3 protein-coding genes are annotated in these 20622 nt (G+C 71.0%); all 3 read right to left on the bottom strand.

Translation table 11 applies throughout. From position 1 onward, the window contains the following. Nucleotides 1–27: 27 nt before the first annotated feature. The 3 genes from AVL59_RS10835 to AVL59_RS10825 are packed head-to-tail and all read right to left on the bottom strand — an operon-like array spanning nt 28 to nt 20578. Nucleotides 28–3840, bottom strand: coding sequence for a non-ribosomal peptide synthetase (locus AVL59_RS10835; protein WP_067302108.1), 3813 nt, complete (start codon nt 3838–3840; stop codon nt 28–30). 5 nt (nt 3841–3845) lie between these two features. Next, nucleotides 3846–12797 (bottom strand): non-ribosomal peptide synthetase, encoded by an 8952-nt coding sequence (locus AVL59_RS10830; protein ID WP_079146632.1) that lies wholly within the window; start codon nt 12795–12797, stop codon nt 3846–3848. Beyond that, nucleotides 12794–20578: a non-ribosomal peptide synthetase gene (locus tag AVL59_RS10825; RefSeq protein ID WP_067302103.1), complete on the bottom strand. Its 7785-nt coding sequence runs from the start codon at nt 20576–20578 to the stop codon at nt 12794–12796. The genes AVL59_RS10830 and AVL59_RS10825 overlap by 4 nt, the downstream gene beginning before the upstream one ends. Between the last annotated feature and the right edge of the window lie 44 nt (nt 20579–20622).

Genomic DNA, 20622 nt, shown 5'->3' with positions numbered 1-20622 from the left:
AACCGATTCCGGGAGATCGCTGTCCGGTCATTCCGTCAGCTCCGCCAGCTTGCGCTTGATGACCTCCATGACCTCGGCCACGGCCGCGGGCATGTTCATTTCGTGGTGCGTGGCACGCACGTCGTGCACCTCGATGGAACCGAGGACGTAGGGCCGCCACAGATGCGCGTACGAACGTTCCTGAAGGGTCGCGCTGAAGAACAGCACATCGCCCCGGTAGACCGGCGATTCGAAATCCATCATGAGGGTGTGGTTGTTGGCCAGGACCTTCGCCATGGCGTCCAGGAAGTCTTGCCGGTTGTCGGTACCGATGTACTGGCCGAAGAATTCCTCGAGTTCGGACCGGTAGTCCGGCAGGGCCTTGCCGGCATGGATCTCCGTGAACCCGTGCCCACCCGGCTGGGAGTCCAGGATGGCCACGAAGGCGATCTCGTGCCCACGCCGGTCGAGCGCCTCCGCGACGGCCTGCACGACCGTGCCGCCGTAGGACCAGCCGATCAGGTGGAAGGGCCCTTCCGGCTGGATCTTCAGCATCTCGGTGACGTAGTCCTCGACCATCTCCTTCACCGACCCCGCCAGCTTGTCCACGCCGTCGGAGCCACGGGCCTGCAGGGCATAGGCGGGCCAGTCCGGCACGTACGACGCGAAGCTGAAGTACGTCCAGCCGAGGCCGCCTCCTCCGTGGAAGAACCACAGCGGCGGCTTGCCCGTACCGGGATCGCTGTTCAACGGCAGCACGACCGCGAGCGGGTCGGAGGACTCCGCGGGAGTGGTGACGAGCAACAGCGCGGCCAACTCGCCCGCCGTGGGGTACTTGATGATCGTCCTGAGGGGCATCTCGATGTCGAACTCGCCGCGGATGCGAGCGCTGAGCCGGGTGGCCAGGAGCGAGTGCCCGCCCAGCTCGAAGAAGTCGTCGTCGATACCGACCCGCTCGATGCCGAGCAGCTCGCCGAAGAGGGCGCACATCCTCTCTTCGTGGGAGTTGCGCGGCTCTCGACTGACCGCGGCGTTGATGTCCTCGGACGGCAGTGCTCCGCGGTCGAGCTTCCCGTTCGGGGTCAGCGGGACCTCCGAGAGCGGGATCAGCGTGGAGGGCATCATGTAGTCCGGCAGACGCCCCCGCAGGTAGGCGGGCAGCTCGGCGAGCAGCGCCTGGACACCGCCGTCGGCCTGCGAGGCATCGGGCTCAGGTATCACGTAACCCACGATGCGCTTGTCTCCGTCCTGGTTCTCCCGCACCACGGCCGCCGCCTGGGCCACGCCGGGATGCCCGGTCAGCACGTGCTCGATCTCCCCGAGCTCGATCCGGAAACCCCGGATCTTCACCTGGAAGTCCGTGCGCTCGAGGTACTCCAGCTGACCGTTCCCGTCCCAGCGCACGAGGTCCCCGGTGCGGTACATCCGCGCGCCGGCCGGACCGAACGGGCACGCCACGAACCGCTCCGCGGTCAGCTCCGGCCGACCCTGGTACCCGCGGGCCATCCCGGCACCGGCGATGTACAGTTCGCCCGGTACCCCGCGCGAAACCGGGCTCAGCCGCGAGTCGAGCACGTACACCTGGGTGTTCCCGACCGGCCTCCCGATCGGCGCACCCTGCCCCACCTCCACGCGCGCCTCGGTGCACCACGTCACCGTCTCGGTCGGGCCGTACATGTTGAACACTTCGGCGGCCTGCTTCGCCAAGGTCTCGGCCAGGCGTACCGGCACGGCCTCCGCGCCGATGATGATCCGCAGACCCTTCGCGGCGTTCGGGTCGTGCATCAACAGCATCTGCCAGAAGGCGGGCGTGGCCTGCACCGCGGTGACCCCGTGGCGGCGTATCAACTCCAGCACGGCCGACGGGTCGGTGACGGTGTCCTTGCCCGCCATCACCATGGTCGCGCCGGCGGTGAACGGGAGGTACAGCTCGGTGTTCGCCATGTCGAAGGCCACCGTCGTGCTGAACAGCATCCGGTCCGCGGACGACAGCGGGAACCGCCGCTGTGTCGTGGCCAGGTAGTTCGCCACCGCGCCGCGCGGGATCGCCACGCCCTTCGGCTTGCCCGTCGACCCCGACGTGTAGATCACGTACTGGGCGTTCTCCGGCCGGACGACCACCTCCGGTGCCGCATCCGGATACGCCGGCCAATCCACACCGGCCAGCGCCTCGGCGTCGAGCACCAGCAGCGGATCCGCGTGCTCGAGGATGTAGTCGATCCGGGAACGCGGGTGTTCCGGATCGATCGGAACGTAGGCTCCACCGGCCTTGATCACCGCAAGCAGCGCCACCACCAGGTTCACGGTCCGGGGCAGGCACACGGCGACCCGCGACTCCGCCCGCACACCGAGGTCGGCCAGCCAGTGCGCCAGCCTGTTCGACCGCGCTTCCAGCTCCTGGTAGGTGAGTGACTCCTCCTCGCCGATGACGGCGAGAGCCTCCGGTGTCGCCCTCACCTGCCTGCGCACCGCCTCCACCAGCTCCAGGGTCGGCTCGGCGGTGTCGTTCACCTCCACCACCAGCCGCTGCCGCTCCCCCGGGCTCAGCACGTCGACATCCCCGACGCACATACCCGGATCGCCGACCAGTTGCTCCAGGACACGCACGAACCGAGCCCCGAAGGCTTCGACCGTCTCCCGGTCGAACACGTCCGTCGCGTAGGAGATGTCGCCCCGCAGCGCCCCCGAGTCGTCCACGATCATGTTGAAGAACAGGTCGACCTTGGAGGTCGAGGGGATGGTCTGCTCGACCTCCAACGTGAGTCCGGCGAGTTCGAGTTCCGGCCTCTCGTAGTTCTGCAGGCCGAGCATCACCTGGAACAGCGGCTGGTAGGCCGCGGAGCGTTCGGGGTTGATCGCCTCGACCAGCATGTCGAACGGCACGTCCTGGTGCTCGTAGGCCGCCAGCGACTTGTGTCGCACCTGGGCGAGAAGATCGGTGAACGACGGGTCACCGCAGAGGTCCACCCGCAGCACCTGGGTGTTGACGAAGAACCCGACCAGATCGGCCAGCGCCTCCTCGGTCCGCCCGGCGATCGAGCTGCCGATCGTCACGTCGTCCCCGCCGCCGAGCTTGCGCAGCAGCACCGCCAGTGCGGCGTGCAGGACCATCGACATGGTCGCCCCGCGCTCGTCGGCCAGCTTCTGCAGCCCGCTCGCCACCTCCGGCTCCACCATGAGGCCGACCGTGGAGCCGCGCCCGCTCGCCTGGACGGGCCGCGGGCGGTCCAGCGGCAGGTTCAGCGGCTGCGGCACCCCGGCCAGTTCCTTGCGCCAGTACGCGACCTGCGCCGCGGCGAGACTGTCCGGGTCCGCCACGTCGCCGAGCAGCTCACGCTGCCACATCGTGTAGTCCTTGTACTGCACGGGCAACGGCTCCCACGCCGGCGCCCGGCCGTCCCGGCGGGCGGTGTAGGCCGCGGCCAGGTCCCGCACCAGGGGCGCGACCGAGCTGCCGTCCGTGGCGATGTGGTGGATGACCAGGACCAGGACGTGCTCCTGGGGTGAGCAGCGGAACAGGCGTACCTGCAGCGGGGGTTCGGCCGCCAGGTCGAACCGGTACCCGAAGGCCTCCTCGATCGTGCCGGACACGTCCCCGGGCGCCACCTCGATGACCGGCACCTCAGGCGTGGCCTCCGCTGTCGGGAGGATCCGCTGGTACAGCTCACCGTCGTCGTTCGTCTCGTAGACGGTGCGCAGGGTCTCGTGCCGGTCGACCACGTCGCGGATCGCCGCGGTGAGGGCGGCCTGGTCCAGGGCACCGGTCAGCCGGAAGGCCGCCGGCATGTTCCAGTTCTCCGACCCGCCCTCCATCTGGTGCAGAATCCACATACGGCGTTGTGCGAATGACAGCGGAATCATTGCTTCTACTCCTCTACGAACATCTTGCGCAGGCCGGGGCGACGGGGAGCAGCCGATTCCTCCGACCACGCGGCGAGCGCGGCCACCGTCGGCAGGTCGAAGATCTTGCGGATGGGTATCTCTATCCCCATCTCGGCGCGGGCCCGGCTGATCAGCCGGGTGGCGAGCAGGGAGTGCCCGCCGAGCTCGAAGAAACCGTCGTCGATGCCGACCCGGTCCACGCCGAGCACCTCGGCGAACAGCGCGGCCAGGGACTCCTCACGGGCGGTGCGGGGCGCCCGGTAGGCGGCGCCGGTGTACTCCGGCTCGGGCAGCGCGGCCCGGTCCAGCTTGCCGTTCGTCGCGAGCGGCAGCCGGTCGAGGACCACGAAGGCGGACGGCACCATGAAGTCCGGCAGCCGCTCCGCGACGAAGTCGTGCAGCTCCTTCGTCTCCGGGCCACGAGGGTCACCGGTCGTCGTACTGTCGCCGGTGACGGCGGGCACGACATACGCGACCAGTTGCTTGCCGGTGCTGCGGCCGTCGCGGGCGATGACGGCGGTCTGCGCGACGCCGGGGTGCGCGCTGAGCGCGGCCTCGACCTCGGCGGGCTCGACGCGGAAGCCGCGCACCTTGACCTGCGCGTCCCCGCGGCCCACGTACTCCAGCTGGCCCTCGCCATTGAAACGGCCCAGGTCACCGGTGCGGTACATGCGCGCACCGGTCGGGCCGAACGGGTCGGGGACGAAGCGCTCGGCGGTCAGCGCGGCGCGGCCGTGGTAGCCGCGGGCCACGTTCCCGCCGATGTATATCTCGCCGACCGCGCCCGGCGGCACCGGAGTCAGGCCGGGGCCGAGGACGTAGGCCCGATTGTTGCCCAGCGGGGCGCCGGCGGGCGCGCTGCCCGCCGAGACCGGCCTCTCACCGTCGACGGTGAAGGTGGTGGCGTAGAACGACTCGGTCTGCCCGTAGGCGTTGACGATCCGTACGCCCGGGAAGGCATCCCGCGTCTTCTCGACGAGCGACGAGGGCAGGGCCTCGCCGGCGAAGACGAGCGTTTCCACGCTGGTGCGGTCGGCGATGTCGTCGACGAGTTCGGCGAAGGCGGACGGCACGGTGTGGATGACGCTGCCGCTCCAGCCCTTCCGGTCGCCCAGGACCAGCACGTCCTGGACCACGTCGACCACGCCGCCGGTGGCGAGGGTCGTGAAGATCTCGAACACCGAGATGTCGAAGTTGACCGACGCGGCCGCGAGGAGCCGCTTGCCCGGCTCCATGCCGACGATGGGGGCGAGCCGCAGCACGGCGTTGACCACGCATCCGTGGGTGATGGCGACGCCCTTGGGCTTGCCCGTGGAGCCGGAGGTGTACATCACGTACGCCAACTGATCCGCGTGGGACGGGATTTCGAGACCGGTGACGTCTCCGGACAGGTCGAGTGAGCCGAGGAGGACATCCGGGGCGTCGTGCTCCGGCAGCACGCCGACCGTCGCCTGGTCCGTCAGCACGAGGTGCGGCCGCGCCTCCTCGAAGATGGCCGCGAGGCGGTGGCTGGGGTACCTGGGATCGACCGGCAGATGCGTGCCGCCCGCCTTCAAAACCGCGAGCAGGGCGACCACCAGGTCCGCCGACCGCGGCAGCGACACCGCGACCATCGACTCCGGGCCCACCCCGCGGGCGGCCAGTTCGCACGCCAGGCGGTCGGCCCGGGCATTCACCTCGCGGTACGTGAGCGACTCGCCCTCGGCGACCACGGCGACCTCGTCCGGGGTCCGCGCCGCCTGTGCCTCGACGAGCGCGTTGACCGAGACGTCCGGAGTCGGGACGGCCGTGTCGTTGAACTCGACGAGGAGTCGGTCGCGTTCGGCCGGCTCCAGGACATCGAGCTGCGCGGTCTTCAGTTCGGGGGTGGCCGCCAGCTGTTCCAGGATGCGCACGAATCGGGCCGCGTACGCCTCCACCGTGTCCCGGTCGAAGACACCGGGCGTGTACTGGAGGAGGAACTGGAGGTGCGTGTCGACCGCCGCCATCAGAGCCAGTGGGTAGTGGGTGCCGTTGGACGGGCGCAGACCGGTGATGGCGATCCCGTCCGCGGCGTCGGTGGCGGAGCTGAGGCCGTCCCGGTCGACCGGGTACGACTCGAAGACGACCAGCGTGTCGAAGAGGTTCTGCAGGCCGACGGACTGCTGGATCTCCGTGAGCCCGTAGTAGTGGTGCTCCACCAGGCCGGCCTGCCGGCTCTGCAGCCGGGTGAGGACCTCGGCGAGGGTGTCGCCGGGCGCGTACTCCACGCGTACGGGCAGGGTGTTGATGAACATCCCGACCATCGTCTCGACGTCCGTCACGGCGGGCGGACGACCGGAGACGGTGGCGCCGAACACCAGGTCCTGGCGGCCGGTGAGCTGACCGAGCAGCAGCGCCCAGGCGCCCTGGACCAAGGTGTTGATGGTGACGCCCAACACGGAGGCACACCGGTTGAGTTCGCCGGACAGGTCCAGCGGGAGGGCGACCTCGACCTGGTCGAGTCCGTCGCCGCCCGTGGCTCCCGGAGCGAGCAGGGTCGGTTCATCGACCCCGTCGAGCTCGGCCGCCCACGCCCGTGCCGCCTCGTCCTGGTCCTGCCGTGCGCGCCAGGCCAGGAACTCACCGTAGCTCCGCGTGCCGGGCAGACCGGCCGCGTCGCCGTGGGATGCGTAGAGCAGCAGCAGGTCCTGCAGCAGCAAGGGCGAGGACCAGCCGTCGGCCAGCGAGTGATGGACGGTCATCACGAGTTCGGCCCGGCCGGGCTCGAGGGCGACGAGTGCCAGCCGGATCAGCGGTGGGGTGCCCACGTCGAAGTGGGCGGCCTGGTCCTGGGCGAGGAAGCGCTCGAACGTCTCGGTCCGCTCCGCCTCGCCGTACCCGGTCAGGTCGAGGTACCGCCACGGCAGGGTCACCCCCGCCGCCGGCACCACCTGCACGAGATCGCCGTCGGCCCCGTCGACGAACGCCGCACGGAGGCTGGTGTGGCGCTCGAGCAGCATCTGCCCGGCCCGGCTCATCCGCTCGGGGTCGACGTCACCGGAGATGTGGAACACCAGTTGCACGTGGTAGGCGTCGAACGAGGATCCGGCCAGCATCGAATGGAAGAGGATCCCGGACTGCGCCGAGGTCACCGGCCACACCTCGGCCAGGTGGCCGAACCGAGCCTCCCAGGTGTCGATCTCCCGCTGGCTCACGTCGACCAGGGGCGCGTCCGTCGGGGTCATTCCGCCGGCGTCGGGTGTCGCGGCGTGCCGGGCCAGGGCGGTCAGTGCCTGGACCCAGAGGTCGGCCAGCTCGGTCACCTCCTCGTGGGAGAGCAGACCGGTCGGGAAGCCGAAGTAGGCGGTCAGCTCGTCACCGGCGCCGGTGTTCGTGGCCACCGCGTTGATCTCCAGCGCCGACATCACCGGCATGTCCGCGTCCGGCGCGGCGATCAGGTCCCGCTGTGTGGTGTCCGGTGCCCAGCCCTGGCCACGCAGCTCCTCGGGGACATCCGTGCCGGACGTCCGGCCGAGGTAGTTGAACCCGATCTGCGGTTCCCGGTCCGCGGACAGCGCGGCGGCGGTCTCCGGGTTGAGGTGGCGCAGCAGGCCGAAGCCGATACCGTCGCCCGGAACCGCCCGCAACTGCTCCTTGACCGTCTTGATCGCCCGGCCGGCGGCCGGACCGCCGGCGAAGGCGTCCGCCACGTCGACGCCGGCCAGGTCAAGGCGCACCGGATACATCGTGGTGAACCAACCGATCGTGCGCGACAGATCCGCGCCGGGCACCGCCTCCTCTTCCCGGCCGTGCCCTTCCAGCCGGACCAGAGCCGACGAAGCGGGAACGCCCCGAGTCCGACGCCAGCGGGTCAGCGCCAGTGCCAGCGCCGCCAGCAGCCCGTCGTCGACACCGCCCCGGAAGACCGCGGGCACCTTGGTCAGCACGGTCTCGGTGACATCCGCCGGCACGTGGACGCGCACCGTTTCCACGGTGGCGGCGACATCGCGCGCCGGGTCCAGCTCCCGTGCTCCGAGTACCGGCTCGTCCCCACGCAGGATCTGCCGCCACACGGGCAGCTCCGCCACCCGCTCGGGACGGGCCGCCTCGTCGGCCAGGGCATGCGCCCACCGGCGCAACGAGGTGCCCGGCCCTGCCGGTTCCGGGGTGCGGCCGTCCCGGACCTGCTTCCAGGCCGAGACCAGGTCGGGCAGGAGGAGCCGCCACGACACCCCGTCGACGACCAGGTGGTGCAGCACGATCAGCAACCGGTCCGCGTCCGTGTCCGTGTCCGAGGTGAACCACACGAACTGCGCCATGACGCCCGCGTCCGGGTCCAGCCGGTCCGCGGCCGCGTCCAGCTCGGCGTGCGCGTCGGCGTCGCCGTAGCGCACTTCCCGCAGCAGCGCGCCGGCGTCCACGCTGCCGGCCGGCTCGATCGACAGGCCCTGCCGCGTCCGGTCGAGTCGGGAACGCAGCACGTCGTGCCGGTCGAGAACGGTCTGCACCGTCGCCACCAGTCCGGCGCGGTCGATGCCTTCGGGCAGGGTCAACATCATGGACATGCAGAGCCGGCCAAGGCCGCCACCGAGCGCGAGCACGTGCTTCGCCGTCGGCATCAGCGGAGCCCATCCCACGCCGCCACCCGGTAGCTCGGCCAGGGTGAGGCGTTCTTCCTCGCGTCCTTCGACCAGGTCCGCGAGCCGGGCGACCGTACGGTGCTCGAAGATCTCCCGCGTGCTCACCTCGATGCCACGCGCCCTGGCCCGCGCGACGATCTGGATGGAGCGAATGCTGTCCCCGCCGGTGGCGAAGAAGTCGTTGTCGATGCCGACGTTGTCCACGCCGAGCACTTCGGCGAACAGCGCGCTGAGGGTCTCCTCGACCTGATTGCGCGGTGCCCGACCGGTCGCTGCCTGCCCGTAGTCCGGCGCGGGCAGCGCCCGGTGGTTCAGTTTCCCGTTCGGAGTCAGCGGCAGCTCCGAAAGCGGCACGAGCGCGGGAGGGACCATGTAGTCCGGCAGACGCTCACGCAGGTACTCGGGCAGCTCGATGAGCAACGGACCGATCGACCTGGCCAGCGCGGGGTTGTTCGCCCGGACCCGCCCGCCCGCACCGCTCGGAACGAACGAGCCCGAGACATGTGGCTGCCCGGTCCGCCGCTCGGGCAGCAGCACCGCGTCGAAGCACCGCGTGTCCTCCCCCGACCAGGTGAGAACCACGTCCCGATCGTCCTTGCGTGCCCACTGGAGCAGTTCCTGCGGATCGACCGGTTCACCGGAGCGGGGCGCCGGGTCGAGGAGACCCGTCGCGACCGTCAGTGCGGCCTCCTCGGCCAGACGCGCGTTGGGTATCCCGGTCACCCGCACCGGACCGCCCGCCCGGTCCGCACAACGGCCGAGATCGGCAAGGTCGTGCACTTCCCGGCCCCACGGCACCGACGGCACACCGGCCAGGTCGAGTACGTCAGCCGGTCGCTTGTACAGGACGACCTCATAGCGGTGCCGGGTCAGCTCGTTGTGCGCCTGCCCGGGCTTCAGCCGGATGTCGACCGCGACGGAGTCGTCTCCCGCCCACTCGGTGAACCACTCCGGGGCGATGGCCAGTTCCCGCTCGGCGAGCAGCTCCCTCTTCACCAGCGTCCGCAACTCGTCGTGCGAGGCGTGCGGGTGTGCCGTACGCTGCACCGCCGTCTGCATGAGGGTGCGTGTCGCGGCGTTGCGGACGTCACCGACGATGACGCGGCCGCCCGCCACGAGGAGTTCCATCACCTGGCGCAGCACCTGGTCCAGGTACTCGACGCTCGGGAAGTACTGCACCACCGAGTTGAGCACCACGGTGTCGAACCGGCCGCGAGGCAGCCCGGACATGTCGTCGGCCGGTTGGGCGCTCACCCGGACCCTGTCACCGTATCCGGCCTCTGCGGCCTGCGCCCGGACCCGGTCCACCACCGTGGCCGAGATGTCGGTGCCCCAGTACTCCTCGACCTCGTCGACGATCTTCGCCAGAAGCAGACCGGAACCCACACCGATCTCCAGCACCCGCCGCGGCTCGAACCGCAACACCTGTGCCACCGCCGCGTCCTGCCACTCCAGCATCTGCTCACGCGGGATCGGCTCACCGGTGTAGCTGGAGTTCCACCCTTGGAAGTCCTCGCCCAACTCCTCATCGCTGGAATCGGCATAACTGTCGTCGTAGAGGTGGCGCCACTCATCCACCTGAGCGTCGGCACCAGCCACCGCGGCGGCGTACGGCTTGGGCACCAGGTACCCCACAAGCTGCTTGTCGCCCAGCTGGTTCTCATTCACCACGACCGCCGCCTGCGCCACACCGGGGTGCATCGTCAGCGCGTGCTCGATCTCGCCCAGCTCGATCCGGAAACCCCGGATCTTGACCTGGAAGTCGGTTCGCCCGAGGTACTCGAGCTCGCCGTCCTGGTTCCAGCGCACCAGGTCCCCGGAGCGGTACATCCGGGTGCCCGGCGCGCCGAAGGGGCAGGCGACGAACCGGTCCGCGGTCAGGCCCGTCCGCCCGAGGTAGCCCCGGGCGAGCCCCGGGCCGGCGATGTAGAGCTCACCGGCGACCCCGGGCGCGACCGGGCGCAGCGCCGTGTCCAGCACATACGCCTGGGTGTTGGCGATCGGCCGGCCGATCGGCGGAGTACGGCCGTCACCCACCATCGCCGTGCTCATGGCGGCGCACACGGTGATCTCCGTCGGGCCGTAGCCGTTGATCATCCGCCGCCCGGCCGACCACTGGGCCACCAGTTCCGGCGAGGACGCCGAACCTCCGACCACCAGCGTCTCCACACTCGGCAACGCCCCCGTCGGCAACGCCGCCAGCACCACCGGCGGCAACGTCGCGTGCGTCACCCCGTGGGCGGCGATCGTCTCGATCAGCGGGTCACCCGCGGCCAGCTCGTCCGGGCCGGCCAGCACCAGCGCGGCCCCCGTCAGCAGCGCCATGCTCCACTCCCACAGCGAGGCGTCGAAGCTCGGCGAGGCGAACTGCAACACCCGGCTGTCCGGCGTCACCGCGAGCCGCTCCGCCTGCGACGCGGCCAAGCTGGCCACCCCCGAGTGACTGACCGCCACTCCCTTCGGCGTCCCGGTCGAACCCGAGGTGTAGATGACGTACGCCGTATTGGCCACCGCCACCGGACCGCGCCGGTCGGCGTCGGTCACGGGGCCCGGGTCGGCGCCGGCCAGCGCCGCGACCACGTCCGGATCGTCCAGGCGGATCATGGGCGCGGACAACTCCGGCACCTGTCCCGCCGAGACCGCGTCCCCGATCACCAGCACCGCGCCGGAATCCGCCACCATGAACGCCACGCGCTCCGCCGGATAGGCCGGATCCACCGGCAGATACGCCCCGCCCGCCTTCATCACTCCCAAGAGCGCGACCACCCACTGCGGCGATCGGGACACCACCACCGCGACCACCGACTCCGGCTCCACACCCCGTTCGGTCAGCACCCGAGCCAGCCGGTTGGCTCGCTCGTCCACCTCCCGATACGTCAGCGTCACGTCCCCGCACACCAACGCCACCGCGTCCGGCGTCGCGGCGGCCCGCTCGGAGAAGAGCGCGTCGACGGTTCGCTCCGGCACCGACAGCGCCGTGTCAGTGGCTCCCCGGAGCAACCAGTCCTGCTCCTGCGCCGACAGCACCTCGATGGCGCCGACCGGCACCGCCGGGTCCTCGAGCACCTGCTCCAGGATGCGCACGAACCGGTCGACGATGCGTTCGGCCGTGGTGTGGTCGAACAAATCCGTCGCGTACTCCAGCAGGCCGCGCGTGCCCCCGGACGCGTTCGGGACGATGTTGAAGAGCAGGTCGAACTTCGCGGTGCCGGTGCCCACGGGGATGGGGGTGACCCGCAGGCCCGGCATCTCGATCTCGCCCCACACGAACTGCCAGCCCAGCGCCGTCTGGAACAACGGCATGTAAGCGGTGGTGCGGTCCGGGTTGAGCAGCTCCACCAGCCGCTCGAACGGTATGTCCTGGTTGTCGTACGCGGCGAGGGCCTTGTCCCGCACCTGCTCCAGCAGATCGGCGAACGACGGGTTCCTCGACAGATCGGCGCGCAGCACCCAGGTGTTGACGAAGAACCCGATCAGATCGTCGAGTTGCTCATCCCCGCGCCCTTCGATCGGACTGCCGATCGGCACGTCCTCCCCCGCACCCAGCTTGTGCAGCAGCACCGCCAGCGCAGCCTGAGCCACCATCGGCGCCGTGGCACCATGGTCCGCGGCGAGCTTCTGCACCCCGGACAGCAGCTCCGGTGCCAGCACGAAGGGGACCTCGCCGCCGCGGTGGCTGGCCGCCGTCGGCCGTGGCCTGTCCAGCGGGAGCTGCAGCGGCTGCGGCACCTCGGCCAGTTCTTTCTTCCAGTAGGCGATCTGCTCCGCCGCGGTGCTCTCCGGGTCGGTTTCGTCACCCAGGAGCTGCCGCTGCCACAGCGTGTAGTCCTTGTACTGCACGGGCAGCGGCGTCCACTGCGGTGCACTGCCGCGATGGCGGGCCGTGTACGCCGACACCAGGTCCCTGACGAAGGGCGCCACCGACGCCCCGTCCGCGGCTATGTGGTGGAACACGAACACCAGGACGTGCTCCTGCGGAGCGATCCGCAGCACGGTCGTCCGCAGGGGCAGCTCCGTGTCCAGGTCGAACGGCTCGCACGCGACCTCGTGCATCGCCGCGTCCACCGCGTCCGCGGCCACGTCGACCACACGGAAGGGGAAGACCGCCTCCTCAGGAGTCACGATCCGCTGCGACGCCGTGCCGCCCGCGTCCTCGACGACCAGGGTGCGCAGGCTCTCGTGCCGGTTCGTGACGTCCGTCACCGCCGTGGCCAGGGCCGTCGTGTCCAGTACCCCTTCCAGGCGCAGCACGAACGGCACGTTGTAGGTCGCGGACGGGCCTTCCAGCTTGTGGAGGATCCACATCCGGCTCTGGGCAAAGGACAACGGGATCATCGACGGTTCTCCTGTACGGTCATCTGTCGCAGCCGGGGACGTTTCGACGTGGCCAGCTTCTGGATCTGCTCGGCCAGCTGGGCGACGGTCGGATGGCGGAACACCGTCGTGACCTTCACGTCGGCGTCGAACTCGCTGCGTATGCGCCCGATCAGCCGGGTGGCCAGCAGCGAATGCCCTCCGTGGTCGAAGAAGTCGACGTCGATGCCGATCTCCTCCACGCCGAGCAGCTCGGCGAACAGCCGGCAGAGGACTTCCTCGTGGTGGTTGCGCGGCCCTCGTCCGGCCGTGGCTTCGGTGTGGTCAGGGGCGGGGAGCGCCTTGCGGTCGAGCTTCCCGCTCGCTGTCGTGGGGAACGCGGCGAGCGGCACGATCGCCGAGGGGACCATGTACTCCGGCAGACGCCCACGGACCAGATCCGTCAGGGCCGCGAGATCCAGCCCGGACGGATCCGCCCTGCCGCCTCCCGGCACCACGTACGCGACCAGCCGCTGGTCGTCGGCGCGGTCCTCGCGTACCACGACCACCGCGTTGTCGACGTCCGGGTGCGCGGTCAGCGCCGACTCCACCTCGCTCAGCTCGATGCGGAATCCGCGGACCTTGACCTGGAAGTCGGTGCGGCCGATGTACTCGACCTGGCCGTCCTCGTTCCAGCGCACCAGGTCTCCGGTGCGGTACATCCGCGCCCCGGCGGGGCCGAAGGGGCAGGCGACGAACCGGTTCGCGGTCAGCGCGCTCCGGCCGAGGTAGCCCCGCGCGAGGCCGGCACCGGCGAGGTACAACTCGCCCGCCACTCCCGGCGCGACCGGGCGCAGCGCCGCGTCCAGCACGTACACCTGGGTGTTCCAGACCGGCGCGCCGATCGGCACCCGGTCCGCCCCCGGCACGTGCTGCCACGCCGTGACCTCCACCGCCGCCTCGGTGGGCCCGTAGAGGTTGTGCACACCGCAGTCCGGCAGCAGATCGACGACCTTGTTCGCCAGCGCCGCCGGGAACGCCTCACCCGCGACCTCGATCCAGCGCAGGCTGTCGCACCGCTTCGCCGCGGGCTCGCCGGCGAACGCCTCCAGCAGGGAGGGCACGAAGTCCGCGCCGGTCACCCGCTCCCGCCGGATCAGCTCGGCCAGATAGGACGGATCCCGCCGCCCGTCCGGACGCGCGATCACCACGGCGGCGCCCACCTGCAACGGCGCGAACAGCTCCGGCACCGACACGTCGAAGCTCGCCGATGTGCTCAGCAGCACCCGGTCCTCGGTGCCGACGTCGAAGTGCGCCAGGCCCCACTTCAACCGGTTCATGATCGATCGGTGCGACACCTGCACGCCCTTCGGGCCGCCGGTCGAGCCGGAGGTGAAGATGACGTACGCGGCGTTGTCCGGCGACAGCACCCGCTCGGGGTTCGTGGTCGGGTACGCGGACACGTCCGGAAGCGTCCCGTCGAGCACCAGCAGCGGCTCGGCGCTGTCCAGCACATGCCGCACCCGGTCCTCGGGCAGCTCGGTGTCCAGCGGCACATAGGCCGCGCCCGCCTTGACCACCGCGTAGATCGCCACCATCAGGTCGACGGAACGCGGGATGCGCACCGCGACCAACTGCTCGGGTCCCGCGCCCTGTTCGACCAGCCAGTGCGCCAGCTGATTGGCTCGCCGGTCGAACTCCCCGTACGTCAGCCTCTCCCGCTCGCCGATCAACGCGACACGGTCGGGGTCCCGTGCCACCTGGGCCTCGAACGCGCCCGGCAGCGTATCCGCGGCCACCGGCCGCGCCGTGTCGTTGACCCGGCGCACCAGCCGGTCCCACTCCTCCCGCGACAGCACCTCGACGGCTCCGACCGGCACCGTCGGGTCGTCGAGCACCTGGTCGAGGACCCGGACGAGCCGGGCGGCGATCAGCTCGGCCGCCTCGCGGTCGTAGAGGTTGTTCTGATAGTCGAGGGAGGTCCGCAGGTAGGGGTCGGAGGCGTTGAGGGTGAGCGGGTAGTGCGAGCCCGCGAACGGCCGGATGGCGTCGATCGTGAATCCCGCCGCGGTGTTCGCGTCGACGATGCCCGCACGGTCGATCGGGTAGTTCTCGAACACGACGATCGTGTCGAACAGGGCGGGCAGCCCGACGTCGCGCTGGATGTCGGCGAGCCCGTAGTAGTGGTGGTCGAGCAGCGCGGTCTGCCGGTTCTGCAGATCGGTGATGACCTGCGCGACGCTGTGGTCCGGTCGGCACGACGCCCTGGTCGGCAGGGTGTTGATGAACAGGCCCACCATCTCGTCCGAACCGGCCAGCTCGGCCGGACGACCGTTGACGGCGGCTCCGAACACCACGTCCTGCCGCCCGGTCAGCTTCGAGAGCAGGATTCCCCACGCGCCCTGCAGGAGCGTGTTCAGCGTGACGCCGAGTTCCGCGGCGCGCCGGGCGAGTTCGCGCCCCTTGTCGATCGACAGCGGTACCTCGACCCGCCCGAGGGCGGACGCGGCTTCCTGGACGGGAGCGTTCGGCGCCACGAGGGTCGGCTGGTCGAATCCGGTGAGCTCGGCGGCCCACTGGGCGGCCGACGCCTTCCGGTCCCGCGTGGACAGCCAGGTCAGATAGTCCCCGTAGCCGCGGACCGGGCCGAGCCCGCCGGCCGTGGAGTACAGCCGGATCAGATCCTTGATCACCAACGGCGAGGACCAGCCGTCGAACAGGGTGTGATGCGCCGTGATGATGAGTTTCGCCTGCCGCGGCCCGCAGGTGAGCAGGGCCAGGCGCATCAGCGGCGGCTTGCCGGGGTCGAGCCGGTCGGCCCGGTCGTCGGCGAGGGCCTGGTCGAGCGCCGCGTCCTGCTCGGCCGCGGCGCGACCGGTCAGATCGATGTGCCGCCAGGGCAGGGCGACGTGGTCCGCCACGACCTGCACCGGGTCGCCGCCGGCCGCGGCGAGGAACGCGGAACGCAGGTTCGGATAGCGGTCGAGGAGCGCCTGCCCGGCCGACCGCATGCGCTCCGGGTCCACGTGCCCGGACAGGTGGAGCACGAACTGCATGTGGTAGACGTCGAAGGAGCCGTCGGCGAGCGCGGCCTCGAACTGGATCCCGGACTGCCCCGGTGCCTGCGGCCACACCTCGGTCAGCCGGCCGTAGCGCGTCTCCCAGGCCTCGATCTCGTCCTGCCGCACCGAGACCAGTGGGGCGTCCGAGGGCGTGAGGCCGCCGGTCCTGGGCTGTGCCGCGTGCGCGGCCATGCCGTGCAGCACCTCCACCCACAGCTCGGCCAGTTCGGAGATCCGCTCGCGGGACAGCAGCCCGGTGGGGAACATGAAGGCCGTCTGCAACCGGGTGCCGTCCACGGTGTCCGTGGCGACCGAGGCGACCTCGAGCGCGGACAGCGCGGGCAGATCCGGATCGGGCATGGCGATCAGCTCGGCGGACCATGACGCCGGTCCCCATCCGTCCGCGCGCAGGTGCTCGGGGACGTCGGAGTCGGAGATCCGGCCGAGGTAGTTGAACCCGATCTGCGGCACCGGGTACTCGGCGAGCTGTGCGGCGGTCTCCGGGTTCAGATACCGCAGCAGCCCGTACCCGACGCCCTTGTCCGGGACCTGGCGCAACTGCTCCTTGACCAGCTTGATCGCCTTCCCGGCCGCGGAGCCGCCCGCCAGCACGTCGGCCAGGTCCACCCCGCACACGTCGACCCGGACCGGGTACATGCTGGTGAACCACCCGACGGTCCGGGAGAGGTCGGCCCCGGGGACGACGTCCTCCTCACGCCCATGGCCCTCCAGACGGACCAGGGCCGAACGGTCCGCACCGCGCCACCGGTTGACCGCCAGGGCGAGCGCGGCGAGCAGCACATCGGTCCCGGTGCCCTTGAACGCCGCGGGAAGCCTGGTCAGGACCGCCTCGGTGACGTCGGCGGGCACCTGCACCCGCACGGTGTCGACCGTGGACATCACATCCACCGCCGGGTCGAACACCCGCGTGCCCAGTGCGGGGTCGGGCACCTCCAGCAGGTCGCGCCAGTACGCCAGTTCCGCTTCCCGCTCCGCGGAGAGCGCCTCGTCCTCCAGGGCCGACGCCCAGCGGCGGGCCGAGGTGCCGACGGCGGGCAGCTCGGGCGTCCTGCCGGCCCGGACCTGCTGCCACGCCTCGGCGAAGTCCGACATGAGGATGCGCCAGGACACGCCGTCCACCACCAGGTGGTGCAGGACCACGAGCAGCCGGCCCGTCCCCGCCTCGGGGGCGAACCAGACGAAGTCCGCCATGGTCCCGGCTTCCGGGTCGAGCCGCCCGACAGCGTCGTCCAGCTCCGCCTTCGCCGCCTCCAGCGAGGACGGGTCGTCCCACCGGCCGTCGCAGCCGACCCGGCGGATCAGGTCCGCCGCCCGCACCGAGCCCTGGGGCTGTGCGACGAGGGAGAACTCGTCACCGCGCACCAGCCGCGCGCGCAGCAGGTCGTGCCGGTCGAGCACGGCGTCCAGCGTCGCGGCGAGGCCACGCTCGTCGATGCCCGCGGGCAGCTCGAGCACCATCGACATGGCGAAGCGGTTCATCCCGCCGCCGTGCTCGAACACCTGCCGCGCCACCGGCTGCAACGGCATCGGCCCGACGCCGCCGCCCTCGAGCTCCGCGAGCGCGGGCGCCCGGTCCTGGCGGGCGGAGGCCACCTCGGCGAGGCGGGCCGCCGTGCGGCACTCGAAGATCTCCCGCGTGGTGAGGTCCAGGCCGCGGGCCCGGGCCCGCGCCACCACCTGGATCGAGCGCAGGCTGTCCCCGCCCACCGCGAAGAAGTCGTCGTCGATGCCGACCCGCTCCACACCGAGCACGTCCGCGTACGCGACGGTGATGATCGCCTCGGCTTCGGTACGCGGCTCCCGGTAGCCCTCGCCCACGAACTCCGGCTCGGGGAGTGCCGAGCGGTCCAGCTTGCCGGTCGGCCCGAGCGGCATCCGGTCGAGGGCCACGAAGGCCGACGGCACCATGTAGTCGGGCAGCCGGGCCGCGACGAACGTGCGCAGCTCGGCGGCCGAGGCACCGGCCAGCACGTCCACATCGCCGATGCCGCCGGCGCCGTCGTCACCGACGGCTCCCTCGCCGGCGTGCACCACGTACGCGACGAGCCGCCGCCCGCCCGGGGACACGTCGCGGCTGATCACCACGGCCTCGCTGATCCCGGGGTGCGCGGTGAGCGCGGCTTCGACCTCGGCCGTCTCGATACGGAAGCCGCGCACCTTCACCTGGCCGTCGCCGCGGCCGAGGCACTCCAGCCGGCCACGCGCGTTCCAGCGCGCCAGGTCGCCCGTGCGGTACATCCGCTCGCCCGCGGGGCCGAACGGGTTCGCCACGTAGCGCTCAGCGGTCAGGCCCGGGCGGCCGTGGTAGCCGCGGCCGAGGCAGGTCCCCACCACATACAGCTCGCCGACCGCGCCCTGCGGCACCGGGGCGAGTCCCGGGCCGAGCACGTAGGCCCGCATGTTGCCCAGTGGCGTGCCGATCGGCGCGACCTCGCTCTCCGCCCACTCCTCGGACGCCGGAAGGGCGAACGTGGTGGCGTAGAAGCTCTCGCTCTGTCCGTAGGAGTTCACCACCTGCACGCCGGGCAGGGCCTCGCGCACCTGCCGCACCAGCCGGGCCGGAAGGACATCGCCCGCGAACACGACCGTGCGCACGTCCGTCGTCTTCTCCAGGTGGCCGACCAGTTCCCCGAGCACCGAGGGCACCGCGCTGATCACATGGCCGTCCCAGGAGTCCCGCTCGCCGAGCGCCAGCGCGTTCGGCACCACCTCGGCGGTGCCGCCGGTGGACAGGGTGGTCAGCAGCTCGAAGACCGAGACGTCGAAGTTCACCGAGGTGCCGGCCAGCATCCGCCAGCCGGGCGGCGCGTCCAGGACGCGACTCAGTTCCCGCACTCCGTTGACGACGTTGCGGTGGGTGATCGCCGCGCCCTTGGGCTTGCCCGTGGAGCCGGAGGTGTACATCACGTACGCCAGGTTGTCCGGGCGCGGCGGCGAGATCCGGCCCCCGTCGTCCGGCGTCTTCACGGGCGCGTCCCACTGCGCGCGGTCATCGAGGTAGATGCTCGACATGTCGTTCGGCGGCAGGTCCTGCGACGTCTTGGTGTCGGTGACCACGAAGCGCGGGCGTGCTTCGGCCAGCACGCTCTCGGCCCGCCCGGCGAGGTACTGCGGGTCCATCGGCAGGTACCCGGCACCGGACTTGAGGATGCCGAGCAGCCCGGCCACCAGGTCCTCCGTGCGCGGCAGCGCGAGGACCACCAGGTCCTCCGGCCCGGCACCCCGGCGCACCAGCTCCCGAGCGACGCCGTCTGCCCGCTCGTCCAGCTCCCGGTAGGTCAGCGTGCGGTCGTCGCACACGACGGCCGGTGCGTCCGGCGTCCTGGCGACCTGGCTTTCGAACAGCTCCGGAACCGTCAGCTCGGGCACCGCCGTGGCGGTGTCGTTGAACTGGGTGAGCAGCCGGCCCCGCTCGGCCGCGTCGAGTACGTCGATGCCGCCGATCCTGCGTTCCGCGTCGGCCACGAGCCGGCCCAGCACACGGACGAAGCGGTTCGCGATGCCCTCGACGGTGTCCCTGTCGAACAGGTCGGTGCGGTACTCCAGACGGCACCGCGCCCCGCCCGAACCGTGCGGGATCAGGTCGAAGAACAGGTCGAACTTGGCTGTTGCGGTCTCGAGCCGCTCGGACTGGACGTCGAGGCCGGGGAACTCCGGTTCCGGTATGGGGGGCTGCCAGGCGAGCATCACCTGGAAGAGGGGGTTGTAGGCGGTGGACCGGTCCGGGTTCAGCAGCTCCACCAGCCGCTCGAACGGCATGTCCTGGTTGTCGTACGCGGCGAGGGCCCGCTCCCGCACCCGCTGGAGCAGCTCGCGGAAGGTCGGGTTCCCGGAGAGGTCGACGCGCAGCACCCAGGTGTTGACGAAGAACCCGACGAGCTCGCGCAGTTCCTCGTCGGTGCGACCCGCGATCGGTGCGCCGATGGGCACGTCGTCACCGCAGCCGAGGTGGTGCAGGAGGACCGCCAGGGCGGACTGCATGACCATCGAGACCGTGGTGTCCGCCTGCGCGGCGAGCTTCTCCACGGACCGGAGCAGGCCGGGGTCGATCGAGAACGGGACCATGTCGCCGTGGTGGCTCATCGTCTTCGGGCGCGGGCGATCGGTGGGGAACGCCAGCGGCTGCGCCAGGTCGGCCAACGTCCGCCGCCAGTACTCCAGTTGCCTGGCCGCCAGGCTGTGCGGATCGGCTTCGTCCCCGAGTACGTCCCGCTGCCACAGCGTGTAGTCCGCGTACTGCACCGGGAGCGGCTCCCACGCCGGAGCCCTGCCCTCCTGGCGGGCCGTGTAGGCGGTGATGAGATCGCGGCACAGCGGTCCGAAGGACTCCCCGTCCACGGCGATGTGGTGCATCACCAGCACCAGGGTGTGCTCGCGCGGTCCGCGCCGCACCAGCCTGGCGCGGATCGGCACGTCGGCGGCCAGGTCGAAGGTCCCGGTGGCCGCCTCGTCGACCGCCGCCGCCCGCTCCTCCTCCGTCGCGGCCTCGACGACCCGCAGGCCGAACCGCTTCTGACCGGAGGGCAGCACCCGCTGGTGCGGGACGCCGTCGTCGTCCTCGACGATGACCGTGCGGAGGGCTTCGTGCCGGTCGATGAGGTCGCCGACCGCCGCCTGAAGTGCGCCTACGTTCAGCTCACCGGTCAGCCGCAGGGCGAGAGGGCCGTTGTAGGCCGGCGAAGGACCTTCGAACCGGTCCACGAACCACAGTCGACGCTGCGCGAACGACAACGGGATCATTGTGTCTCCAATATCGGCAGAACTACCAGGGAGTGAGCCGTCAC

Origin of the sequence: Streptomyces griseochromogenes, assembly GCF_001542625.1 — a bacterium.
GTDB classification, from domain to species: Bacteria; Actinomycetota; Actinomycetes; order Streptomycetales; family Streptomycetaceae; genus Streptomyces; species Streptomyces griseochromogenes.
This window is presented reverse-complemented; position numbering and strand designations above follow the sequence as displayed.